This window comes from Streptomyces sp. NBC_00443 (assembly GCF_036014175.1).
In the GTDB taxonomy this organism is placed as follows: Bacteria; Actinomycetota; Actinomycetes; order Streptomycetales; family Streptomycetaceae; genus Streptomyces.
Window position 1 is genome coordinate 8,456,904 of the sequence record NZ_CP107917.1, and the last position, 23,872, is coordinate 8,480,775.

At 68.9% G+C, this 23,872-nt stretch carries 24 protein-coding genes and 2 pseudogenes; 21 read left to right on the forward strand and 5 right to left on the reverse strand.

The genetic code is table 11. The annotated features are described in order from the left end of the window. Positions 1–33: 33 nt before the first annotated feature. Positions 34–558 (reverse strand): hypothetical protein, encoded by a 525-nt coding sequence (locus OHO27_RS38515; RefSeq protein WP_328429557.1) that lies wholly within the window; start codon positions 556–558, stop codon positions 34–36. Positions 559–726: 168 nt separating this feature from the next. On the opposite strand from OHO27_RS38515, the pseudogene OHO27_RS38520 reads away from it, so the two are divergent. Then, positions 727–1,365: pseudogene (locus OHO27_RS38520) on the forward strand (DUF5655 domain-containing protein); the annotation flags it as partial. A gap of 123 nt (positions 1,366–1,488) precedes the next feature. On the opposite strand, the gene OHO27_RS38525 reads toward OHO27_RS38520, so the two are convergent. Continuing rightward, positions 1,489–1,842, reverse strand: coding sequence for a DUF317 domain-containing protein (locus OHO27_RS38525; protein WP_328429558.1), 354 nt, complete (start codon positions 1,840–1,842; stop codon positions 1,489–1,491). Between the two features lie 9 nt (positions 1,843–1,851). Further along, positions 1,852–2,043 carry a DUF317 domain-containing protein gene (locus tag OHO27_RS43285; protein WP_443059662.1) on the reverse strand — a complete coding sequence of 64 codons (192 nt, stop codon included), beginning with the start codon at positions 2,041–2,043 and terminating at the stop codon, positions 1,852–1,854. Between the two features lie 301 nt (positions 2,044–2,344). Here OHO27_RS43285 and OHO27_RS38535 point away from each other — a divergent pair, with 301 nt between their 5' ends. From OHO27_RS38535 to OHO27_RS38585, 10 genes are all read left to right on the forward strand, one after another. After that, positions 2,345–2,785, forward strand: a complete 441-nt coding sequence (locus OHO27_RS38535; protein ID WP_328429559.1) for a pyridoxamine 5'-phosphate oxidase family protein — start codon at positions 2,345–2,347, stop codon at positions 2,783–2,785. Positions 2,786–3,273: 488 nt separating this feature from the next. Beyond that, positions 3,274–4,482 (forward strand): NAD(P)/FAD-dependent oxidoreductase, encoded by a 1,209-nt coding sequence (locus OHO27_RS38540; protein ID WP_328429560.1) that lies wholly within the window; start codon positions 3,274–3,276, stop codon positions 4,480–4,482. Positions 4,483–4,575: 93 nt separating this feature from the next. Beyond that, positions 4,576–5,472, forward strand: coding sequence for an RNA polymerase sigma-70 factor (locus tag OHO27_RS38545; RefSeq protein WP_328429561.1), 897 nt, complete (start codon positions 4,576–4,578; stop codon positions 5,470–5,472). A 166-nt stretch (positions 5,473–5,638) separates the two neighbouring features. Then, positions 5,639–6,673, forward strand: a complete 1,035-nt coding sequence (locus OHO27_RS38550) for an NADP-dependent oxidoreductase (protein WP_328429562.1) — start codon at positions 5,639–5,641, stop codon at positions 6,671–6,673. Positions 6,674–6,976: 303 nt separating this feature from the next. Beyond that, positions 6,977–7,306 carry a type II toxin-antitoxin system PemK/MazF family toxin gene (locus tag OHO27_RS38560; protein ID WP_328429563.1) on the forward strand — a complete coding sequence of 110 codons (330 nt, stop codon included), beginning with the start codon at positions 6,977–6,979 and terminating at the stop codon, positions 7,304–7,306. Between the two features lie 110 nt (positions 7,307–7,416). Continuing rightward, positions 7,417–8,112 (forward strand): SDR family oxidoreductase, encoded by a 696-nt coding sequence (locus tag OHO27_RS38565; RefSeq protein WP_328430675.1) that lies wholly within the window; start codon positions 7,417–7,419, stop codon positions 8,110–8,112. Between the two features lie 70 nt (positions 8,113–8,182). Then, positions 8,183–8,509 (forward strand): plasmid stabilization protein, encoded by a 327-nt coding sequence (locus tag OHO27_RS38570; protein WP_328429564.1) that lies wholly within the window; start codon positions 8,183–8,185, stop codon positions 8,507–8,509. Positions 8,510–8,787: 278 nt separating this feature from the next. Then, positions 8,788–9,264 (forward strand): SRPBCC family protein, encoded by a 477-nt coding sequence (locus OHO27_RS38575; RefSeq protein ID WP_328429565.1) that lies wholly within the window; start codon positions 8,788–8,790, stop codon positions 9,262–9,264. Between the two features lie 103 nt (positions 9,265–9,367). Next, positions 9,368–11,842, forward strand: a complete 2,475-nt coding sequence (locus OHO27_RS38580) for a molybdopterin oxidoreductase family protein (protein WP_328429566.1) — start codon at positions 9,368–9,370, stop codon at positions 11,840–11,842. Next, positions 11,839–12,360, forward strand: coding sequence for a hypothetical protein (locus OHO27_RS38585; RefSeq protein WP_328429567.1), 522 nt, complete (start codon positions 11,839–11,841; stop codon positions 12,358–12,360). Before OHO27_RS38580 ends, OHO27_RS38585 begins: the two co-directional genes overlap by 4 nt. Before the next feature lie 368 nt (positions 12,361–12,728). Here the strand turns inward: OHO27_RS38585 and OHO27_RS38590 are convergent, their stop codons facing one another. Then, on the reverse strand, positions 12,729–13,550 hold the full coding sequence (locus tag OHO27_RS38590) for an SCO6745 family protein (RefSeq protein ID WP_328429568.1): 822 nt from the start codon (positions 13,548–13,550) through the stop codon (positions 12,729–12,731). A 46-nt stretch (positions 13,551–13,596) separates the two neighbouring features. Next, positions 13,597–14,427, reverse strand: a complete 831-nt coding sequence (locus tag OHO27_RS38595) for an alpha/beta fold hydrolase (protein WP_443059736.1) — start codon at positions 14,425–14,427, stop codon at positions 13,597–13,599. A 303-nt stretch (positions 14,428–14,730) separates the two neighbouring features. Between OHO27_RS38595 and OHO27_RS38600 the strand changes: the two genes are divergently transcribed. From OHO27_RS38600 to OHO27_RS38645, 10 genes and pseudogenes are all read left to right on the forward strand, one after another. Further along, on the forward strand, positions 14,731–15,930 hold the full coding sequence (locus tag OHO27_RS38600; protein WP_328429570.1) for an acetyl-CoA C-acyltransferase: 1,200 nt from the start codon (positions 14,731–14,733) through the stop codon (positions 15,928–15,930). Between the two features lie 10 nt (positions 15,931–15,940). Next, positions 15,941–16,570 (forward strand): HAD family hydrolase, encoded by a 630-nt coding sequence (locus OHO27_RS38605; protein ID WP_328429571.1) that lies wholly within the window; start codon positions 15,941–15,943, stop codon positions 16,568–16,570. Positions 16,571–16,704: 134 nt separating this feature from the next. After that, positions 16,705–17,711: pseudogene (locus tag OHO27_RS38610) on the forward strand (class I adenylate-forming enzyme family protein); the annotation flags it as partial. Between the two features lie 45 nt (positions 17,712–17,756). Beyond that, positions 17,757–18,227, forward strand: a complete 471-nt coding sequence (locus OHO27_RS38615; RefSeq protein WP_328430676.1) for an AMP-binding enzyme — start codon at positions 17,757–17,759, stop codon at positions 18,225–18,227. 64 nt (positions 18,228–18,291) lie between these two features. Continuing rightward, a complete protein-coding gene (locus OHO27_RS38620; protein WP_328429572.1) occupies positions 18,292–18,984 on the forward strand; it encodes a TetR/AcrR family transcriptional regulator in 693 nt (230 codons plus the stop codon). Positions 18,985–19,211: 227 nt separating this feature from the next. After that, entirely contained in the window at positions 19,212–20,030 is an 819-nt protein-coding gene (locus tag OHO27_RS38625) for an SDR family oxidoreductase (protein WP_328429573.1), read from the forward strand. Further along, a complete protein-coding gene (locus tag OHO27_RS38630) occupies positions 20,027–20,839 on the forward strand; it encodes an enoyl-CoA hydratase-related protein (protein WP_328429574.1) in 813 nt (270 codons plus the stop codon). The genes OHO27_RS38625 and OHO27_RS38630 overlap by 4 nt, the downstream gene beginning before the upstream one ends. Further along, positions 20,826–22,052, forward strand: coding sequence for an acyl-CoA dehydrogenase family protein (locus OHO27_RS38635; protein WP_328429575.1), 1,227 nt, complete (start codon positions 20,826–20,828; stop codon positions 22,050–22,052). Before OHO27_RS38630 ends, OHO27_RS38635 begins: the two co-directional genes overlap by 14 nt. Before the next feature lies 1 nt (position 22,053). Next, positions 22,054–22,836 (forward strand): SDR family oxidoreductase, encoded by a 783-nt coding sequence (locus OHO27_RS38640; protein WP_328429576.1) that lies wholly within the window; start codon positions 22,054–22,056, stop codon positions 22,834–22,836. Then, the gene (locus OHO27_RS38645) at positions 22,829–23,863 is read left to right on the forward strand and encodes a phosphotransferase family protein (RefSeq protein ID WP_328429577.1); all 1,035 of its coding nucleotides are present in this window, start codon (positions 22,829–22,831) and stop codon (positions 23,861–23,863) included. The genes OHO27_RS38640 and OHO27_RS38645 overlap by 8 nt, the downstream gene beginning before the upstream one ends. Positions 23,864–23,872: the final 9 nt, after the last annotated feature.

Sequence of the window (23,872 nt, forward strand, 5' to 3'; positions counted from 1 at the left end):
CATGTCCGTGCAGGGCGCTTACCCGGCCGAGGGTCAGGATGAGGACGCCGCCCGGCGTAACTCCCCTGCCGCAAAGGCGACATATGCGGCTCCAGCAAAGAGCATGCCTGGGATCGCAAGCATGGACCGCTGATCGCTCTCGAGGACGGCCTCGTACTGGCTGTGCGAAACCTCAATCGTGCCGCGTGCGTAGGGAGTCGTGTCGAAAACGAAGTATCGGCCATCCTTGACCTCTGGCGCCTGCAAGTTCCCCGCGTCAGCCGTGCTGAAAAGCATCAGCAGGACTCCCGAGATTGCCAGAGCTCCAAGAACTGCCTGCAACCTGCCAGGCAGACATCGAAAGGCGAGCCACATCGAGTGCCGGTCTGCCCCACTCAGGAACATGCGCACCAAGGCAGCTATAAACATTGGGAAGAGAAGCACCACGATCGCCACCATCGGCCACTTCGAGCCCGACAGCGGCAAGGTCCCCGGCAGCCACGTGAGCCCGGCGAGCAACAGCAGCACGGTACTCAACCCGGCCGCGATCCCCCCGTGCAACTTGAAACTCCACTCCATACCCCAGAGCCTGCCACGCGCGCCGCCTCAACCTCATTGCCGGGGCTCGGCAGAGATGACTGCTCCCCGATGCCGGGTTCCGCTTCGAGCCAGCAGATGAACTGCCTTCGGAGCTGAGGCCAACACCGGCCCCCAGCATGGTCGGCAACAAGAACCAAGTTCAGAGAAGGCGTCATCAACCAGGGCCTGTTCTACCTGGCGTGGCTGATGGACCATCGCGCCGAGTTCGAGCACCTGGTCCGCGACCGGCTCGGGGTGACGGCCGCGTCCCAGGTCCTGTGGAGCGGCCCGCGCCTGATCTGTATCGCTGGCGACTTCACGCGCTACGACGTGCATGCCGTGCGTGAGCACCGGCGGTCGATCGACCTGGTCCGCTACCGACTCTTCGGCAGCGACTTGCTCGGGCTTGAGACTGTGGCGTCCGCGAGCGGCGTGGCACGCCGGGCGCGCCGCCAGGCGGTTGCCCAGGCGGCAGCCGACGTCCAGGGTGCGTCGGTGGTGGAGCTGGCGAGCGCGGTCGACGAGGCACCGTTCGGACTCGGGGACGGTGTGAACCGTGTCGAGCGCAAGCAGTACCGGGCGTATCAGTGGTTGCGGAACTTCGCCTGCCTCTGCCCGCCGCAGCGCAGCAAGCTGCTGGTCTACCTGAAGGTCGACCCGCAGGACGTCGACCTCGTGCCGGGATTCACCCGTGACGTGTCAGGTCTCGGTCACCACGGGACGGGTGATCTGGAGGTGCAGCTGCGTACGCCGAAGGACGTGGAGCGGGCGAAGGATCTGTTCCGGGCCAGCTACGCGGCGGCGTGATTGCCTGCCGGCCTCTGGTTTCTATGTGTCGTGGGGTGATGCCTTTCGACGTGCGAGTAGGGCGTGGCGGTGGACTACAGATGATGCGCGGGTTCGCCGGTTTGGCGAACAGGCGATCCCGCGCTATGTTGCCCCGCTCTTTTGTGCCGATGACCAGCGTGAACGGCTGGCAGCGCGGTTGGCCGCGACCGAGGGAGGGGCTGGCGGGCTCGTGATGAGGCTCGTTCTGCGTTTGGGGCTGGCGGTTTGTGGGCGGCGAAGGCCGGTTTCGTGGGCGAGGGTCTCGGAGAGGTTGGCCAGCAGCGAACTCGGGGTGTGCGGGGACGCGGTGACAGCCCAGGTGGGCCGGTCACGGTCGGGACCGGCCCAGACGGTCCAGGTGCCCAGGTTCTGTCTCGGGTGCTGGGCCGCGAAGGCATCGAACTGTACGCCAGCGTCTCCGCCGGGGGACGTCCAGCGGATCCACCGCTCGTCCACGGTGTGCTTTCATCCGGCGTCGGAGAGGGGCTGCGTGGCCGCGGTGAACATCTTCTCGTCCACCGGGGTGCCGATGGCGGTGTCCCAGCCGTCGCCGTCGGCGAGGTGATTCAGAAGCTGCTCCATTACCGGGGCAGGGGTGGCGCCGGTCGCGGTGAGGTGCCACATGCGGTCGGAGACGGGTGTCTCGTAGGCGGCCACGGTCCATGCTGTTTCGTGAGCGGGTGTTTCGTGGACGCGCTCGATGCGCAGGGCCTGGGACTCGTGGATGGCATGGGTCGTCGCGTCTGACCAGGTCCTTTCCCTGTCAAGTTCGGCGTGTTGCAGTAGACCGCGCTCGTGGGCTGCCTTGTGTCGATGAGCCCGATTCCCCCCAGGGCTAACCTCACGTAATTCCCCACCTCTCCGAGGCGTCAGACCGTGTCACGTCCCTGCCGTGCTGCTGTAGTCCTAGGCCGGAGGTCGGTAGGCAAGAGACGCATGGCACCACAAAATTGGCGATGTGACATCTCGTAGCTTCGATGTGGACACGTTCCTGCAGCAGCCGCTCACCGCTCGCCTAGCCACCAATGGGCCCACCGTGCGCCCGGTCTGGTTCTTGTGGGAGGACGGTGCATTCTGGGTGCTGACGGGTCCGTGGACCCGGTTGTTCGACCGGGTGAAGAACGATCCGGACGTCGCGCTCGTGGTGGATGAATGCGATCTCGTGACGGGATGTGTCCGGCAGGTGATCGCGAGGGGGCGGGCTGAGCTCGTGCCGTTCGACGTGCCGAGAGGCCGACGCAAGCTGGTCCGCTATCTGGGGGTGGATGAGGCTCTCTGGGATGCGCGGTTCGTGGGCTATCTGTATGACAATCCGGGTGAACGAGGCACGATGTGGCTGCGTTTGAGGCCCGCCTCGCTCAGGGTCCAGGACCTCAGTTATGCCGTCGTCCCGTCCTGAGACTGATGTCGCTGGCTGGGGTGGGAGAGTCGCCAACGCCGACCAGGTCATCGACATGGGGACGCGGCGGCGGCGTCGCAGGCGGAACCATCGTCGCCACTGGCACCCCCGACAGAGCCACCGGCCGCTACACCGCGACCACCTGAGCCCGGAGCGGACGGATTGACCGCAGCCGCCCGTGGTCAGGCGAGGGCAAGTCTTTCCAGCTTCCTGGTGTCGACGCTGTCACGGCCGCCTTCGGCCGGGCACTGCTCCAGGGCGATCGCGGCCAGGGTGTCCGCGGCTGGTGGCGTTGTTGACGGTCGCGAGTCGGGTGAGAGGACAAGTCGAGTCACCGTGCCGCTCTCAAAACCGTGCCTGACCCACCCTGTTGAGCCACTGCGATCACAGCTCCGGGGAGCCCAGTGAAGTGATCTGATTCACAACCTGTCACAGCGACCGGCTATGCGGTGACTTAAGGCCGAACACCTGGAACCGAAGGAGGCGCCATGACTGGGAACACGCATGTGCTCGTGATCGGTGGCGGATACGCCGGCGTGATGGCCGCGAACCGGCTGACGCAGCGCGACGACGTGACGGTGACGCTGATCAACCCGCGCCCGGATCTTGTCCACCGGGTCCGCCTGCACCAGTTGGTGGGCGGGTCCGACGACGCGGTCGTCGCGTACGAGGACGTCCTGGCCGAGCGGGTCCGGCTGGTGGTCGACACCGTGACCCGGATCAACGCGGCCGAGCGCAGCGTGACGCTGTCGGCTGGCGGCACGCTCGGCTACGACTACCTGATCTACGCGGTGGGCAGTGGCAGCGCCGAACCGAGCGTGCCGGGGGCGGCTGAATTCGCTTACCCGATCGCCACCCTGGAGGCGGCGCAGCGGCTGCGTGCCGTCCTCGAAGCCACGCCGGAGACGGCCCCGGTGACGGTGGTCGGCGCCGGTCCCACCGGCATCGAGACCGCCGCCGAACTGGCGGAACAGGGCCGCCAAGTGACCCTGGTCTGCGGCGGAGCTCTCGGCCCGTACCTGCACACGCGGGGCCGGCACTCGGTGGCGAAGCGGCTGGCCGCGCTCGGTGTGACGGTCGTCGACGGCTCGGACACGAAGGTGACGGCGGTGACCGGCGACGCCGTACGGCTCGCCGAGGGCCGTGAGCTGCCGAGCGAGATCACCGTCTGGACCGTCGGTTTCGGCGTTCCCGACCTGGCCGCGCGCAGCGGGCTGAGCACCGACGCGGTGGGGCGCCTGCTCACGGACGAGACGCTGACGAGTGTGGACGACGCGCGCATCGTCGCGGCCGGGGACTCGGCGGCACCCTCCGGCCTGCCGCTGCGGATGAGCTGCCTCAATGCGACGCCGCTGGGCGCGCGGGCCGCCGACACGGTGCTCAGCCAGCTCGCGGGTGAGCAGCCGGAGAACCTCCACCAGTCGATGTACGCCCAGTGCATCAGCCTGGGGCGAAGCGCGGGCATCTACCAGTTCGCCAACAGGTCCGACGTCGCGGTGCGGCTGTACATCGACGATGGCTTGGGCGCCCGGATCAAGGAAATGGTTTGCCAGGGCATCCCCAAGCACCTGGCCGGGGAGGCGCACAAGCCCGGTTCGTTCAGGCTGCACCGCATGCCGGGAGGCGTCGCCAAGCGCAAGCAGATGCTGCGCGCCCACCGCGCCGGGACACCGGCCGCAGCCGACCGGGCAGCCTGACCGGTGGGTGCTGGGGAGGATCTTGCTGTGGACGCACGCGAACGCGATCGGCCGCCACGCCCGACTGCGAAGGACGAGGAGAAGGGACGAGAGATGAGCGACGACGCCACCGACCCGGCGACCGAGGCATTCCTCGCCCACCGCAACCTGCTGTTCACCGTCGCCTACGAGGTACTCGGATCGGCGGCCGACGCCGAGGACGTCCTCCAGGAGACCTGGCTGCAATGGGTTAAGGCCGACCCGGGCCAGGTGCGCGACCAGCGCGCCTTCCTCGTCCGGATCACTACCCGCCAGGCGCTCAACCGGCTGCGTACCATCAAGCGCCAGCGGGAGGCGTACGTCGGCTCCTGGCTGCCCGAGCCGCTGCTCACCGCGCCGGACGTGGCCCAGGACATCGAGCTCGCCGAGAGCGTTTCGATGGCGCTCATGCTCGTCCTCGAGACGCTGTCACCGACCGAGCGTGCCGTCTTCGTGCTGCGTGAAGCCTTCGACATCGGCTACGACGAGATCGCCGAGGCCGTCGACAAGAGCCCCGCGGCCGTCCGCCAGATCGCCCACCGCGCCCGCCGGCACGTCGACGCCCGCCGCCCCCGCCGGGTGGTCTCCTCGAACGAGGGCCAGGCGGTCCTGGAATCGTTCCACCACGCGGTCGAAACCGGGGACTCGCACGCCCTCCTTGAGGTCCTCGCACCTGAGGTCGTCCTGATGAGCGACGGCGGCGGCATCAAACACGCCGCGCTGCGGCCGGTGGCCGGCGCCGATCGGGTGGCCCGGATGTTCGGCGGCGGCATCGGCAAGGTCGAAGGCGCGATCACCACCGAACCGACCGTGATCAACGGCAACCCGGCGCTCCTCGTCCGACTGGACGGAGAGATCGACGGCGTCATGGCGATCAGTGTCCAGGACGCCCTCATCACCGGCCTCTACTACGTCCGCAACCCCGAGAAACTGTCCCGCCTCACATCCGCGACCCCGCTCACCCTGCGCTGAACACCGACGGTCCCCGACCGCGGAAGTCAATCCTTCCAACGCAGCGGACCTGGCCTACCTCGCCCTGGCCGCATGGCGTGGGGCCGCTTCAGCCGCGAGTCCTTCACCAGCTGACCCGCCAGGGGGACAACCGATGAGCCACTCAAGCGAGCGAAGAGGAGAAATCATGAAGGCAGTGCGTTACCACTCCTACGGCGGCAGCGATGTCCTCGTCTACGAGGAAGCAGGCCGACCGGTGCCAGGCGTGGGCCAAGTAGTGGTGCAGGTGGCCGGCACCTCGTACAACGACGCGGACTCGGGCCTCCGCGCGGGATTGCGACAGGACATGCTCCCCCTGGCCTTGCCGCACATTCCCGGCCTCGACCTGGCCGGAGTCATTACCGCGCTCGGCGAGGGGGTGTCCGAGTGGAGGGTGGGGGACGCGGTGGTCGCGCTGCTGCCGGCGGACGCCCCCGGCGCGGCCGCCGAATACGTCGCCGTATCCGCCGAGGCGCTGGCCACCGCCCCCCACACCGTCGGGCTGGCCGACGCCGCGGCCCTGCCTCTCGTCGGGCTGACTGCATGGCAGGCCCTGTTCGAACACGCCGACCTCAAGCCTGGGCAGAGCATCCTGATCAACGGTGCGGGCAGCGCAGTGGGCGGGTACGCCGTCCAGCTTGCCGCGCAGGCTGGTGCCATCGTGACCGCGACCGCCGGTGCGCGCAGCCGCGACCGTGTCCGCTCCTATGGCGCTGACCGGATCGTCGACTATGCCGTGACCCCCGTTGTGCAGGCGCTGGCCGGGCAGCACTTCGACGTGGTGCTGCAGCTGGCTCCCGCCGGTCCCGAGGAGAACGCGCACCTGGTGGACCTGGTCGCCGACGGCGGAGCCTTCGTCAGTGTCACCACTCCAGGCCCGCAGGATGCCGGGCGCGGGGTGCGCGCGGTGCACGTGTTCGGGCGCAGCGACGCCGCCCAGCTCACCGAACTGGTCGCCCGCGTCGACGCCGGAGAGCTGGTGATCGAGGTGGCCGAGCGGCTGCCACTGGCCGACCTGGCCACGGTCCACGCCCGTGCCGCCGGCCGGTTCGCCCGGATCGCCGAGTTGGCCGCCCGGGCCGAGGGCGGAGTCCTGGCCGAGCGGCTGCGTGCCGACCCGGCCGCGGTCCGCGCCCCGGCTGCCGCCGGAGAGCTGGTCGGCAAGACCGTCCTGACCCCCTGACCCGAGCGACGCCGGCGCCAGCCCGGTGACCGTGATGGCGCCCCTCTGAAACGGCAGGGTGATGCTCGCATCCTGCCCAGACGGGCTCAGTGGAGCGGGCCATCGGAAAACTGAAGCAGTTCAGAGCCGTGGCCACCCGCTGTGACAAGCGCGGATACGTCTACCTCGGCACTGTCACCGCCACCGCTGGCGTTATCTGGCTCTGCTCATGATCGGCCGGACCACACGGATGGGGCCGACGATGAGGTGTTCGAACCGGGGCGCACCGCAGAGTTCGCCCGCCGCTCTATGCAAGGAGGGCCTGTGCAACGTGGCGAAGTCTGGTGGGCGGATATCGACGAGCGGCGGCCGGTCGTACTGCTGTCGGGGGAAGCGTCCGAGTTCCGGGCGATGCAGGTCGTCGCTCCCGCTGGCACCGAGCTCGGCGGGGTGGCTGCTGAGCTGGCAGTAGGTGCCTCCGAAGGACTACCTGTTGAAGGCGTGCTGCGAGTCGCATTCCCCCGCCCCGGCCTCATCCCCTGCACGTGGCTGGTCACCTTGACCCGGAAGGACCTGGTCGAGCAGGCGGGAGTCCTGTCGTCCGCGAAGCTTGGTGATCTTCAGGAACTCCTCCACCTCGGTGGACTTGAGTAGGAGCCTGCACCGTGACCGCCAACGCACTCCTCGTCTGGCTCCGATCGTGCTCGAAGAGACAGACCCGATGTAGAAGGAGGTATGCGCTTGTGGATCTGACTGGGCGCACAGTGGTAATTACCGGGGCCGGGCGTGGGTTCGGGCGAGCGTTGGCCCTGCTGGCAGGCCGGCTGGGTGCGCGAGCTTTCGTGTCCGCACGTGCTCTGGCTGCGGCACAGAGGGTGGCCGATGAGGTGGCGACCGACAGCGGCGCGAGAGTCGACGCGTTCGCCTGCGATCTGGCCAACCCAGCCTCCATCCGGGCCTTCACGGAGGGGATCGCTGCCCACGCCGACCGCGTGGATGTGCTGATCAACAATGGTGCCCGCTACCTGGAAGGCACCGATCTGTGGGACGCCGACGACGACGCGATCACCAACACCATCGCCTCCGGAGCCACCGGCACACTGCTGACGGTCAAACACTTCCTGCCGCTGCTGCGCGCCTCTGTTGGTGCGGACGTGGTCAACGTGGTCTCCTCCGCCGCGGAAGCCCGAAACCACCGCTCCCAGGCACACCCCGCGTTCTACGCGGCCAAGACCGCCCAGGTCGGCTTCGCCGACATCCTCTCCCACCGGCTCCGACCCGAGGGTATCCGTGTCATCTCGCTCTATCCGCCGGACTTCACGGACGGTGACCCGCTCCACTCCACCTGGGATCACGCTTCCCGGACCGCGCCCACGGCACGGACAAGGGAGACAAGGGTGGTGGCGAAGGCGGAGGGGTGCCGCCGGAACAGCAGGCCGAGCACCCGTGATCTGGCCTGACGGCCCGTCGCTGCCTGATGAGGTCGACGCGGCTACCTCGCCACCGTCCCTATGAGAAAGGAGAGCCACCATGCCGGCCGGATCCAGCTCAAAGCGCGAGCGCCAGTACGAACATGTAAAGAAGAGTGCCGAGGACCGTGGCGAGTCGTCGAAGCGGGCCAAGGAGATCGCCTCGCGGACCGTTAACAAGGAGCGGGCCAGGTCCGGCGAGTCGAAGACCGCCAGCAAAACCTCGACCCGTGACCCGAAGTCGGCGTCCCAGCGGGGTGGGCAGCGCTCGCACAGCGGCGCGGAGGGCCCGACCAAGGACCAGCTGTACAACGAGGCCAAGAAGCGCAACATCCAGGGCCGTTCCTCGATGACCAAGAAGCAGCTGAGGAACGCGCTGGGCGGCTGACCAGAGGACGCCTTGCCACCGGGCGGCCGGGGTGTGGCGGGCGGAGCCTGCGATGGGTCAGCGCCCGCTGCCAGTTGCCGCGGCGCGGAGGCCGACGCCCGTCCGGCCCGTCCGGGGCAAAGCCGGGATCCGGCATGGGGCACTCCACCGCCCGTTTTCGCAGGATTGTAGTCCACGCGCATACGTCGGATTACCCGGCTACCCGGCGCATCGCACACACAGGAGGCCGGCTCGCTCCATGCGGCCAGCCCCCGCGAAGAGCGGACCAGGAGGGATCGATGAGCACAGTCAAGGGAACGGTCGACGTGGAGGTCCCGCTCCACATGGCGTACGACCGGTGGACCCAGTTCGAGGACTTCCCGTCCTTTATGGAGGGCGTCGACGAGGTCAGGCAGCTCGACGACCGGCACAACCACTGGACCACCAGCATCGGTGGTGTGCGGCGCGAGTTCGACACGGAGATCGTCGACCAGCTGGCGGACGACCGGATCACCTGGCGGTCCATCGGCGGGGACACTCAGCAGCGCGGCTCGGTCCGGTTCGAGCGGCTGGACGACACGCACACGCGGGTGGAGCTCACGATGGACGTGGAGCCGACCGGTGTCGCCGAAAAGGGCGCGGACGCGCTGGGCATGATCGACCGACGGGTCAAGGGAGACCTGCACCGGTTCAAGGAGTACGTGGAGGGCGGCGGCGGCCAGAGCCGTGGCTGGCGCGGACGCATCCGCCCGGAAGACCCCGGCACCAGCCTCTGACAGCTGTACATGCCGGGCGCAGACAGAGCGACCCCGGCCGGGAAGGCCGCCCCGGGGCTGGGTTACACAGCCTGAACCGGTGCGAAAGACAGGGAGGTTGGGGATGCGAGCCGAGGTGGACCGGATCGCGGAGCCCTGGGGCGGGCGCACCCCGTACGGTCCTGACACGCAGTGGCCTGCACGGGTCGACTCGTTCCTGGAGCCCGGAGTGACGGCCGACGGCGTGGAGCGGTGGGTGCAGACGGCGTCGCTTCTGCACTCCAACGGGGACGCCATGGATCTCGCTGTCGCAGACGGCCGGATCGTCGGGGTGCGCGGCCGTCCGCAGGACCGGGTGAACCGCGGTCGGCTCGGGCCGAAGGACCTGTTCGCCTGGCAGGCGAACCACTCCCGGGACCGGCTGACCACTCCGCTGATCCGCGAGGGCGGGCGGCTGGTGGCCTGCGACTGGGACACCGCCATGGACCGGATCGTCGACCGGTCCCAGCAACTGCTGCGCGAGCGCGGACCGGGCTCTGTCGGCTTCTACACCAGCGGCCAGCTGTTCCTGGAGGAGTACTACACCCTCGCCGTGATCGCCCGGGCCGGGATCGGCACCAACCATCTGGACGGAAACACCCGCCTGTGCACGGCGACCGCGGCCGAGGCGTTGAAGGAGACCTTCGGCTGCGACGGGCAGCCCGCCTCCTACACGGACGTTGACCACGCCGACGTCATCGCCCTGTTCGGGCACAACATGGCCGAGACCCAGCCGGTGCTGTGGATGCGCGTCCTGGATCGACTGGCGGGTGGCGAGGCGCCCCGGCTGGTGTGCGTGGACCCGCGCCCGACGCCGGCCGCCCGGCACGCGAGCGTCCACCTCGCCCCTCGCGCCGGCACGAACCTGGCCCTGCTGAACGCCCTGCAGCACGAGATCATCCGTACCGGCCGGATCGATCACGGCTTCATCGATGCGCATACGGTGGGTTTCCACGAACTCGCCGCGGGCGTCGCCGACTGCACACCGGACTGGGCCTCCCGGATCTGCGACGTACCGGCCCGCAGGATCAGCGAGGCAGCCGAGATCCTCGGCGGCGCCGAACGGCTGCTGTCCACTGTGCTCCAGGGCGTCTACCAGTCCCACCAGGCCACCGCGGCCGCCTGCCAGGTCAACAATCTCCAGCTGATCCGCGGCATGCTCGGCCGCCCCGGCTGCGGCGTACTGCAGATGAACGGCCAGCCCACCGCCCAGAACACCCGCGAATGCGGCGCGAACGGCGACCTGCCGGGCTTCCGCAACTGGGAGAATGACACGCACGTCGCCGACCTCGCGCGCGTGTGGAACGTCGAGCCGTCTCGCATCCCCCACTACGCACCGCCCACCCCCGCGATGCAGATCTTCCGCTACGCCGAGCAAGGCTCGATCCGGATGCTGTGGATCTCCGGCACCAACCCGGCGGTCTCCCTGCCCGAACTCGATCGCATCCGCTCCATCCTCGGCCAGGAACGGCTGTTCACCGTCGTCCAGGACCTGTACCTCACCGAGACCGCCCAGCTCGCGGACGTCGTTCTGCCCGCCGCGACCTGGGGAGAGAAGACCGGGACGTTCACCAACGCCGACCGCACCGTCCACCTCTCCGACAAAGCGGTCGACCCGCCCGGCGACGCTCGCCCGGACCTGGACATCCTGCTCGACTACGCCGGCCGGATGGACTTCCGCGACAAGGACGACCGCCCGCTCGTCCCCTGGCACGACGCCGAGTCGGCGTTCGAGGCATGGAAGGAGTGCAGCCGCGGCCGGCCGTGCGACTACACCGGCCTGACCTACGAACGGCTTCGGGGGGCCAGCGGCATCCAGTGGCCCTGCACGCGCGAAGCACCCGAGGGCACGGAGCGGCTCTACACCGACGGGATCACCTGGGCCGCCCCCGGCACCTGCGAGACGTACGGCAGGGACCTGATCACCGGCGCTTCCGTGTCCGAGACCGAGTACCGGGCGCTCAACCCGAACGGCAGGGCAGTCCTCAAAGCCGCGGAGTACCTGCCGCCGCACGAGACGACGGACGACGCTTACCCCTTGCAGCTGAACACGGGCCGTACCCTGTACCACTTCCACACCCGCACCAAGACCGGCCGCACCCCACAACTGAACGCCGCCGCCCCCGAAGTGTGGGTGGAACTCTCGGCCGGAGAGGCGCTGCGGCACGGCGTGGAGGAGGGCGATCTGGTCGAGGTCACCAACCCGCGCGGATCGGTGCGCGGGCGCCTGCGGATCACGGGCATCCGCGACGGCATGCTGTTCCTGCCCTTCCACTACGGCTACTGGGACACACCGGAAGGCGACCACCCCGGAAAGGACGGTGGCCGGGCGGCGAACGAGACCACCGTCACCGATTGGGACCCGGTCTCCAAACAGCCGCTGTTCAAGACCGCCGCCGCGCGTCTGACACTCGTCGAGCGCGCCGAGGGCACCCTCTGCCCGGCACCGACCACCACGGCCTCCGCCCCGGTCGACCCACGATCCGTTCCGCCCACCACGGGCGGTCCGCCCGCCATCGCCCACCAGACCGTCGCATCCACGGAATGCGACCGGCGATGAACGGCATCCCCACCGTCCTGCGCGCCCTGTACTACGGCGAACGCGCCCTGGAACAAGATCTGCTCGCCACCGCCGAACGCCACCCCGCCGAGCACGAGGTGCATCACGTCGCCATCGACCTCGCCCGCTGGTCACACGAGCACGCCGAACGCATCGCCCGCACCGTCGAACCCCACGGACTCCACCTGCCCAACCCCGCCGTGCCGCCGACTGCGTGGCAGCGAACGGAGCGACCCGCCCACGCCCTCGAGGAGCCCTCTGAACCCGACCTGCGCTTGCTGAGCGATCTGCGTGCCCTCCACCTCGCCGCCGCCGAGAACTCCCTCTACTGGGAGATGCTCGCCCAGGCCGCACAAGCCACCGGCGACAGCCGCCTGCTCGAACTCAGCACCGCCTGCCACCCGCAGACCCTGCGGCAGATGCGCTGGACGAACACCATGATCAAAACCCTCTCCCCGCAACTGCTCTCGAAGGCGAACGGCCCTGACGAAGCCGACGGATCGAAGGCGAAGCATTAGATCCCGGGCGTGGAAAGTCGGAGTCCACATGCCATGGGCCCCGGGGGAGGAGAGATGCCCGGGGCCTGGCGCGAAGGGAGGCCGCCCGTGTCCGCCCGGCTGTTGGTGTGGTCGGCTGGCGCGGGTCGTGGCTATGCGTCGGACCACCATGCTCCGCTCGCGGAGCGATGGCTCAGCGCCCGGCGGACCTGCTCAGCGTCTGCGCGTGCGGGATCGGCGCTGTGTAGCCCACCCAGCGATGCGCGTCCGTCCTGGCGGCCCGTCCGGCCCGCGTCATGGTCCGTCCGCTGTCGCGGACACGGCCTTCTCCCAGGGTTTGACCGCTGATTCCAGCAGATGAAGCAGGAGGCGGAGGGATGAGGGCCCGGTCAGCCGAGATCGAGAAGGCCGGCTTTGACAACGGCGCGGCCGAAGGGACTGGCGAGTTCGGCGAGACGCTCACAGTCCGCGTCACCCAGGACGGCGTAGGCGGGGAGGGCCAGGCGGTCGGTGCGGTCCTCGATGTGCCGGCGCAGGCGTGCGCCTTCCGGGCTGAGGGAGTCGCCGTCGAGGAGACCTCGCGTGCGTAGGCGCTCCTGGGTGTCGGCCCACTTCTCCTCGGGCCATGCACGGCTCGCCTTGAGGAAGTCGACCGGAACCTCACCGGTCGCGGCGTGCAGAATCAGGGCCTCCAAGCCTGAGACGCCCTCGCTCAGCAGGCACGCGACATGGCCGTCTCCACGGAACTCCCGGAGCAGTGTCTGAGCATGCCACAGCTGCAGTACCGGCTCCTGCGGCCAGGGCAGTGCGGCATGCGCGGCGAACAGCGGGCGGCCCTGCGCGTGCTCGCAGGCCGCCTCAGCAGCCCGGCGGGTCAGCGCCAGCACCTCGTCGAAGTTGGGCAACCCGTGGATTCCCGCCCGTCGCAGGGCTTCGCCCGCCGCGGCATACCGCGCTTCCAGCACCTGCTGCGGAGTGGTTGCGTCCCAGGCCCCATCGACCGCCTGCCGTACGACATCGGGGTTGAAGTTGTAGAAGGTCGATGTGACCAGCTCGGCGGATGCGCGGCCGAACGCGGCGCTCCTGGAGGTGAAGTACCCGGCGCGACCGCTCAGGCCGAGGTCCGCGTACCGTCGCCTCCCCTCGGGGACGAAGTAGATCATTGCGTGGACGGGCTCGAGGCGGCGCCAGGCCGCGCGCGCAGTCTCCATGGGTCACCTCTCCGGAGAGTCGACGAACAAGAAATTCGCTGCTGATTCAGTACTCGCCGTGCGCTCGCAGGTGTTCGAGCATGAGGCGGCTCAGCGCTTCGGGCGCCTCCTCGGGGATCCAGTGGCTGACGCCCTGCAGGGGCTCGAACCGGTACGGCCCGTTGACCCATCGCTCGGTTTCCTGCGCGGCTGCCGGGCCGAACGCGCTGTCCTCCGTGCTCCAGACGTACAGCGTGGGCAGGTCGACAACGTCGATCGCGCTGTCGGGGCGGCCGGACCGGTACCAGTTCAGCGCCGCGGTGAGAGCGCCGGGCTGGGACAGGTGGCGCACGTAGGCGTCCGCACTGTCTTGCGGGACCTTTCCGGCGTAGACATCCCGAAGCTCTTGGGCATCGTGGGCGAGCATGCGCTCCTCGGTCGCGGGTGTTTCGCGCCAGTCGATCATGTAGCGGGAGCGTTTGCGCTGATCCTGGTCGGTGCGCAGGGCGGTGGCCAGAGCGCCGGGGTGCGGGGTCGAGACAACCGTCAGGGTGCGTACGCGGTCGGGATGGGCGTGCGCGGTCCACCAGGCCACCGCGCCTCCCCAGTCATGGCCGACCAGGTCGAACGCCGCCCAGCCCAGTTCCTCACTGATCGCGACCACGTCGTCTACGAGAAGGCCGATGCGATAGTCCTCGGGCCGCGCGGGGCGGGCGCCGGGGGAGTACCCACGCTGGTCCGGTGCCACCACCCGGTAGCCGTGCGCGGCCAAAGCCTCGATCTGCCGTCGCCACACCAGCCCCGTCTGCGGAAAGCCGTGCAGCAGCAGCACCGGGCGGCCCTCGGGCGGTCCCGCCGCGATCGCGTCGAACAAACCCGCACCCGTGGAGATGCTCAGCTGAGTCACGGCCCACCTCTTTGTACCGACTGGTCGGTACCTTCCAGGTGCGGGAGTGAACTGTCAAGACCGAGGCGTGATTGAACTTGACGCCGAATTCAACTATAACCAGTCGGAAGGCCGACCCCTGGCCCCCGCAGCCATGGCATGTCATCGGTCAGCCGAGGAGTCGGTCAATGAGCCCTCTCCCCGCCGCAGTTGGCGTTCGGCACCCCCTACCGGCGATCGAGCCCGGCTCGCGGCGTTCGAAGTTCCGGCCCGAGGGTCCGGACGAACCGGACCAACAGGAAACAGTGAGGCGACATGAGGGAAGCAGTCATCGTTTCGACGGCACGGACGCCGATCGGCAAGGCGTACCGCGGCGCGTTCAACGACACCCAGGCGCAGGAACTTGCCGCCCATGCCCTTTCGCACGCGGTGCAGCGCGCCGGGCTCGAGGGAGGTGAGGTCGAGGATGTGGTCTTCGGCTGTGCCGTGCAGCAGGGGTCCTCGGGTTTCAACGTCGCGCGGCAGGCCGCTCTGCGTGCCGGACTTCCGGACATCGTGTCGGGGATGACGATCGACCGGCAGTGCTCGTCGGGTCTGATGGCCATTGCGACGGCCGCCAAGCAGATAGTCGCGGACGGAATGCAGGTCGCTGTCGGCGGCGGTGTCGAGTCGATCTCCTTGGTGCAGAACGACCACATGAACACCCACCGCATGACGGACCCCTGGCTGGTTGAGCACACGCCGGACATCTACCTGCCGATGCTGCACACGGCGGAGATCGTCGCCGAGCGCTACGGCGTGAGCCGGGAACGCCAGGACGAGTTCGCGCTGGTGTCACAGCAGCGCACCGCTGCGGCGCAGGACGCCGGCCGATTCGACCAGGAGATCGTCACGCTCGACAGCGTCAAGAAGGTCCTGGACAAGCAGTCCGGGGAGGTGCGGGACGAGGCTGTGACCCTGACCCGGGACGAGGGCAACCGCGCGTCGACGACGCTCGAGGGCTTGGCCGGGTTGGCGCCGGTGCTGCCGGACGGTCAGGTGAGCGAGCATTCCGGCGTCACGGCGGGCAACTCCTCGCAGTTGTCGGACGGGGCGTCGGCGTCGGTGCTGATGGAGTCGAAGGAGGCCGAGCGCCGCGGACTGGAACCGCTGGGCGTCTACCGGGGTATGACCGTTGCCGGTTGCGGGCCGGACGAGATGGGCATCGGGCCGGTGTTCGCCATTCCGAAGCTCCTGAAGCAGCACGACCTCACCATTGACGACATCGGCCTGTGGGAACTCAATGAGGCGTTCGCTTCACAGGCGTTGTACTGCCGGGACGAACTGCACATCGACCCGGAGCGGTTCAACGTCAATGGCGGCGCCATCTCGGTCGGTCATCCGTACGGAATGACCGGTGCCCGACTGGTGGGGCATGCCCTCATCGAGGGCAAGCGCCGGGGCGTCCGGTACGTGGTGATCTCGATGTGCGTCGGCGGCGGAATGGGCGCAGCCGGACTGTTCGAGGTTGCCTGAGGTGTCGACCGTGACGGACAAGGCGCGAACCGCGGTCCTCGTGGACTTCGGCGGGGTCATCACCTCCAGTGTGCTGCGGGCTTTCACCGACTTCGGCGCCTCGCTCGGCGGCGACCCGCGCCTGCCGCTCGACCTCCTCGGCAAGGACGAGGCATCACGCACCCTGCTGGTCGACCACGAGTGCGGCCGTATCGACGCCGAAGCCTTCGAGCGAGGATTCGCCGCACGGCTCCGTGCACACGGAGCCGACGTGGTGGCCGAGGGGCTCACGGCCCGCATGCAGGCGGCGATGTCGATCGACCAGGACATGCTCGCGCTGCTCGGTGATCTCCGAGCCGCCGGCCGTCCCGTCGCGCTCGTCTCCAATTCCTTCGGCACCGGAACCTACGACGGGGTCGAACTCGCCGCTGTCGCCGACGTGATCGTCATCTCCGCCGAGGTCGGGATCCGCAAGCCCTCCCGGCGGATCTACGCGATCGCATGTGAACGCCTCGGCGTCGACCCCGAGGAGGCGGTCATGATCGACGATCTGCAGCAGAACCTCGACGGAGCGGCGCGGATCGGAATCGAGGGCGTACTGCACACCAGCGCCCCCGATACCCGCCGCCAACTCGCCGAACGCTTCGGGATCACTACCTGACGAATCCACCGAGCGGCCGAGGTCGGTCATCCGGCCGCACCGCCCGAGGACTTGATGCCGAAGCCGGGCCAAGTCAACCCATCGGAGAGGGTGCGCCCGCACCATCACCTGCTCTCGTCCCGGAAGGCACGCCCATGACCAGCGTCTTCGATCCTGTGTGCCGCCACGCGGCCGCCACTCCCGACAGCATCGCACTGCGCGGCGCCACGGATCAGTGGACCTACCTTCGGCTGCGTGACGCGAGTATGCGGTACGCGGGAGCCCTGGTCGCCGCGGGCCTGTCCCCGGGGGACCGGGTGCTGCTCGCGGCGCCGTCGGTGCCCGAGTTCGTGGTGGCCTACCTCGGGATTCAGGCCGCGGGTTGTGTCGTGGTGCCGGTCAACACGATGTCCACCCGGGCCGAGGTCGAGTACGTTCTCGGCGATGCCGGATGCTCATTGGCGATCGCATGGCACGCCCTCGGCCCCGCTGTCGCGGAGGCGGCCGCGACGCTCTCGATGCCCTCTTGGACGCTGTCCCCGGGCGCGTCGGCCGCCGCTGCTCCTGTCGGCGTCGCCGACCGGCACCGCGACGAGACCGCGGCCATCCTGTACACCTCGGGAACCACGGGGCGGCCGAAGGGGGCCCAACTCACTGTCGGGAACCTGCTGTCCGCCGGGGAGATCGGCGCCGAGTGCAGCCGTGCCTCGAGCGCCGACCGTACCGGCACCGGACTCCCGCTGTTCCATGTGTTCGGCCAGGCATCGGTCATGATGGCGACCTTGACGGTGGGCGGCTCGATGTCGTTGCTGGCCCGGTTCGACCCGGCGTCGATGCTGGACATGCTCCGCCGCGACCGGCTCACCATCATGGCCGGTGTGCCGACCATGTGGAACGCGCTGCTGCACGCGGCGGGTGATGCGAGCCCGGCGGACTTCGCCGGGCTCCGTGTCGCCGTCTCCGGCGGCGCGTCGCTCCCAGGGAGATCGCCCGGGCCTTCGAGGCGCGCTTCGGCTGCACGATCCTCGAAGGGTATGGGCTCACCGAGACCACTGCGTTCGGCACCTTCAACGACCTCGACCGCGGCGGCAAGACGGGGTACACGGGCAGGGCAGTGCCGCGGACGCAGGTTCAGGTGCGTGACGACGACGGCCAGGAGTGTCCGCCGGGCACCGTCGGAGAGGTCCACATCAAGGGACCCACAGTGATGCGCGGCTACTGGAACCGCCCTGCGGACACCGCCGCGGCCATCTCGTCCGACGGCTGGTTCCGAACCGGCGACCTCGGTGAAACCGACACGGACGGGGACCTGCGCATCGTCGACCGCATCAAGGACCTGATCATCCGCGGCGGTTACAACGTCTACCCCGGCGAGGTCGAGGAAGTTCTCTACGAGCATCCGGACATCGTCGAGGCAGCCGTGATCGGCGTTCTGGACGAGCACTACGGCGAGGAGGTCGCCGCGCTCATCGCGGCCCGGCCCGGTTCCGGGCTCGGTGCTGCCGAGGTGACGACCTGGGCACGAGAGCGGCTGTCCGCCTACAAGATCCCGCGCATCGTCCGGTTCGTCGACGCGCTGCCCAAGGGCCCGAGCGGGAAGATTCTCAAGCGGTCCATCGACCGTGCCGCTCTGACCCGTGACACGCCGACCGCCGACGTTGCCGCCGACCGCCACTGAGCGTCCCGGCGTCCCCACCTTACGGATGGTGAGCATGGTGTCGGATTCAAGTACAGTTTCCGGGATGGACACCACTGCTCCCGAGGAGATCGACGGCGACGAAGCGCCACCCATGGCGCCCCTCTCGCACCTTCGCGAGCCGCCTACGACGAAGCGCGGAGCTCGGACACGGGCCGCATTGGTGAAAGCCGCACGGAAGGTGTTCGAGCGGGACGGTTACCTCGACACCCGCCTGACCGACATCACCAAAGAAGCTCAGTGCGCGGCGGGATCCTTCTACACCTACTTCGCCAACAAGGAGGAGGTGCTCGCGGCCGTCCTCCTGGAGGCGCAGGAGGACATGATGCACCCCGGCATGCGCCGGGTGCAGGGCACCGACGACCCCTATGCGGTACTCGAGGCGAGCAATCGCGCGTACCTCGAGGCGTACAAACGGAACGCGAAGCTGATGGGCCTGCTCGAGCAGGTCGCCCAAGTGGAGCCGGAGTTCCGCGACTTCCGAAGCCGGCGCGCCGACGCGTTCATCCGCCGCAATGCCCGCGGCATCGCCGACCTGCAGGCGCGGGGTGTCGCAGACCGTGAGGTCGATCCGATGATGGCCTCCCGTGCGCTGTCGGGCATGGTCAGCGTCATGGCCTACAACGCCTTCGTGCTCGCCGAACGGCAAGAAGAAGGTGCTTCGGCGGACTTCGAGGAGCTCGTGTCCACGGTCACCCGGCTCTGGGCGAACGCCCTTCGTTTCCCCGACCACCGCTGATCCGGCGGCTGCACCACACCACCTGCCTCACAGCACCCGGCACCGCCGGGTGCTTCTCCTTTTTTGCCTCCTCCGCAGGGGCGGTCAGTTCGTTCTTCTTCGTGCGGTGTCCTGCATCCCGCTATTGAACTTGACGTCGGATTCAACTATACAGTTCAGCAGAGCACGGCCTCACGATCTCCGGGCCGGTCCCGGCCTCGCACGCCCCGCCACCGAGAGGGTTCGCTGTGAACGTTGCACAAAGAGTCGCTGTCGTCACCGGTGGTGGCGCAGGCATCGGCAGTGCGCTGGTCGCACGGCTCGCTCGCGCAGGCGCCCGGGTCGTCGTCGCGGACCTCGACGCGGACAGCGCGCGGGCGGTGTCGCAGAGCGTCAACGCCGACCATCCGGGAAGCACCGTCAGCGCCGGCGCGGACGCGTCGGACACCGAGCAGATCCAGCAGTTGGTCGACCTGGCGGAGAGCACCTTCGGCCCAGTCGACCTCTACTTCGCGAACGCGGGCATCGCCGGGGCGCCCGGCCTCGACGCGAGCGAGCAGGACTGGGACCACTCGATCGACGTGAATCTGCGCGCCCACATCCGTGCGGCAAGGCTGCTGGTACCGGGGTGGCTCGAGCGCGGTGAGGGCTACTTCGTGAGCACGGCCTCGGCGGCGGGACTGCTCACCCAGATCGGCTCCGCCACGTACGCCGTCACCAAGCACGCGGCCGTCGCCTTCGCCGAATGGCTGAGCGTCACCTACGGCGATCGCGGGGTCCGGGTCAGCTGTCTGTGCCCGATGGGGGTGAACACCAAGCTGCTGTACTCCGGGGAGGACTCGGGGGACGCCCTGGGAAGAGCCGCGACGCGAGCCGTCACCTCCGCCGGTGACGTCCTCGAGCCGGCCGAAGTCGCCGACGCCGTCCTGGCCGCAATTGGCGACGAGCACTTCCTCGTCCTGCCGCACGAAGACGTTCTTGAGATGTACCGGCACAAGGGCTCGGACTACGACCGGTGGCTGCGCGGAATGCGTCGGTACCAGAGCTCCCTGCTGGCGCAGGGATGACCGGCGCGCCGGGCGAGCTCGTCCTCGCCGAACACCGAGGGCCGGTGCTGCTGCTCACGTTCAACCGGCCCGCCAAGCTGAACGCCTGGACCGAAGAACTCGAGGACCGCTATTTCGCGCTGCTCGACGCCGCCGAGGACGACCCGGACGTACGTGCCGTCGTGATCACCGGCGCGGGACGCGGATTCTGCGCCGGAGCCGACCTGCAACTGCTGCGGGCGGTCGGCGAGGTCTCCGAGGCGGACAGGGCACGGCGCCGTCCGCGGAACGTTCCGCGGACCCTGCGCAAGCCGCTGATCGGCGCGATCAACGGGGTGGCCGCCGGCCTGGGCATGGTGGAGGCGCTCTACTGCGACATCCGCTTCGGCTCGCCCTCGGCCCGGTTCATCACGGCATTCGCGCAGCGCGGGCTGATCGCCGAGTACGGGATCTCCTGGCTGTTGCCCCGGCTGGTGGGGCACAGCCGGGCAGCGGACCTGTTGCTGTCGAGCCGCATGGTGGATGCCGAGGAGGCTTTCCGTGTCGGACTCCTCGACCACCTGGTCCCCACCGCCGACGTGGTGGATGCCGCTGTCGCGTACGCCGCCGATCTGGCGAGGTGCTGCTCCCCGGCATCCATGGCCGCCATCAAGAGCCAGCTGAGCAACGACGCGGACGGCACCTACGCCGATTCCGTGAGCCGGGCGGAAGGCCTCATGCTCCAGGCCTTCCGCGGGTCCGACGTCGTCGAAGGCGTGGCCAGTCACCTGGACAAGCGCCCGCCCAACTTTCCCTCCCTACCCGTCAGGAGTTCGGATGTCCCTGTTTGAGATGTCGGACCGCGCCAAGAAGTACCAGGCGGATCTGCTCGAGTTCATGGATTCACGCGTCTACCCCGCCGAGGCGGTGTACGACGAGCAGATGCGCGCGTCGGGCGACCCGCACTTCCACCCGCCGGTCATCGAGGAGCTCAAGGCCGAGGCGCGCAGGCGTGGACTGTGGAATCTGTTCCACCCGCACCCGGACTGGGGCCCCGGTCTGACCAACCTCGAGTACGCGCCGTTGGCGGAGATCATGGGCCGCAGCCACATCGCCTCCGAGGCCTGCAACTGCAACGCGCCCGACACCGGCAACATGGAGGTGCTCACGCTGTTCGGCAGCGACGAGCACAAGGAGAAGTACCTGGGGCCCCTGCTCGACGGAACGATGGCTTCGGCCTTCGCGATGACCGAGCCGCGTGTCGCCAGCTCCGACGCCACCAACATCGAGCTGCGGATGGAGCGCGACCGCGACGAGTACGTGCTCAACGGCCGCAAGTGGTTCGCCTCGAACGCGATGCACAAGAACTGCAAGGTGCTCATCGTGATGGGCAAGACCGACCCCACGGCGGCCCCACATCGCCAGCAGTCGATGATGGTCGTCCCGATCGACGCCCCCGGGGTCACTGTGGTCCGGAACCTCCCGGTGTTCGGGTACGCGGATCGCGAGGGCCATGCGGAGATCATCTTCGAGGATGTCCGGGTGCCGGCCAAGGACGTACTCAAGGGCGAGGGCGAGGGTTTCGCGATCAGCCAGGCCCGGCTCGGGCCCGGTCGCATACACCACTGCATGCGGGCCATCGGCGCGGCCGAGAGGGCGCTGGAACTGATGTGCCGGCGTGCACAGTCACGGGTGACCTTCGGCAGTCCGGTCGCCGAACGGTCCAACATCCAGGACTGGATCGCGGAAGCGCGTATCGACATCGAGATGATCCGCCTGCTCACGCTCAAGGCCGCCTATCTCATGGACACGGTCGGGAACAAGGAAGCGCGCACCGAGATCGCGGCCATCAAGGTGGCCGCCCCCGACATCGCGTTGAAGATCGTCGACCGCGCGATTCAGGTGCACGGGGGAGCCGGAGTGACCGACGACTTCCCCTTGGCGATGATGTACGCGCATCTGCGGACGTTGCGGCTGGCGGACGGTCCCGACGAGGTTCACAAGCGGGCCATCGCCAAGCAGGAACTGCGGCAGTACCGCGACACCACGGCGGCGGTGAGCTGAGGTGACAGGACTCGATCTCACCGGTCGCACCGCCGTCGTCACCGGGGCCTCACGCGGTATCGGGCTGGCGGTCGCCCAGGCCATCGCCGCGGCCGGCGGAAACGTCGTCCTCACCTCCCGGTCCCAGGAAGCGGCGGACGCCGCCGCGGCCCAGGTCAAGGGCACGGCGGTCGGCATCGGTGCGCATGCCGTCGACGAAGAGGCGGCCCAGCGCTGTGTGGACCTGACGCTCGAGCGCTTCGGCAGCCTGGACATCCTCGTCAACAACGCGGGGACCAACCCGGCGTTCGGGCCGGTCATCGACCAGGACCACGGTCGGTTCGCGAAGACCTTCGACGTGAACCTGTGGGCGCCCGTCCTGTGGACGGGTCTGGCCACGCGGGCCTGGATGGGGGAGCACGGCGGTGCGGTCGTCAACACCGCGTCGGTGGGCGGCATGGCCTCCGAGGCGAACATCGGGTTGTACAACGCCTCGAAGGCCGCACTGATCCATCTCACCAGGCAACTGGCCATGGAACTCTCGCCGAAGGTCCGCGTCAACGCGGTGGCACCGGGTGTGGTGCGCACGAAGCTGGCCGAGGCTCTGTGGAAGGAGCACGAGCAGGCGGTGTCCGCCTCGGTGGCGCTGGGCCGCATAGGGGAGCCTGCCGACATCGCCTCCGCGGTCGCCTTCCTCGTCTCGGACGCCGCGAGTTGGATCACCGGCGAGACCATGGTGATCGACGGGGGGCAACTGCTCGGTGACGCGCTCCCGTTCAGGCAAGGGGCCGGCATCGGTGTCTGACGCGGACATTCTCGGCATCGACGCCGGGGCGGTGGGCCGCTGGTTCGCAACCCTCGGCGTCGACTTCGCCGGGCCCTTGGCCTTCGAACGGATCGGGCTGGGCCAGTCGAATCTGACGTATCTCGTACAGGACCAGGACGGCCGCAGATGGGTGCTGCGGCGCCCGCCACTGGGTCGTCTGCTGGCGTCGGCGCACGACGTGGCCCGCGAGGCGCGGATTCTGCGGGCCCTGGAAGGCACCGCCGTCCCGACCCCGCGGGTGCTCGGGCTGACCGATGATCCCGCCGTGACCGAAGTCCCGCTGCTGCTCATGGAGTTCGTGGACGGCGAGGTCGTCGACAGGATGTCGATCGCGCGGTCGTTGACGCCCGAGCGCCGCCGGGCGATCGGGATGTCGTTGCCACGGACGCTGGCGAAGATCCACGCGGTCGATCTCGAGGCGGCCGGGCTGACCGGTCTGGCCGGCCACAAGCCGTATGCGCAGCGTCAGCTCAAGCGGTGGTCGGCCCAGTGGGAGAGGTCCAGGACCCGCGAGCTGCCCGTCCTGGAGGACCTCACCCGGCGACTCGTCGCGGCCGTGCCGGAGCAGTGTGAACTGACGCTCGTGCACGGGGACTTCCATCTGCGCAACGTCATCACCTCCTACGACAGCGGGGAGGTGAGCGCGGTGCTCGACTGGGAGCTGTCGACACTGGGAGACCCGTTGGCGGACTTGGGCAGCCTGCTGGCCTACTGGCCGGCCAAGAGTGAGAACACCTTGAGCGACTTCGTCGCGACGGCTCTCGACGGTTTCCCGCCCCGCGAGGAACTCGTGGCGGCCTACTCGGCGGCGTCGGGACGCGACTTGAAGGCGTTGGGCTACTGGCACGCGATGGGACTGTGGAAGGTGGCGATCATCGGGGAGGGCGTCATGCGCCGCGCGATGGACGAACCGCGGAACAAGGCCGCGTCGGGGACCCCGACCGCTGCGCGCATCGACGCACTGGTGGCGAAGGCCCACGAAGTCGCGGACATGGCAGGCATCTGACCACCGGTA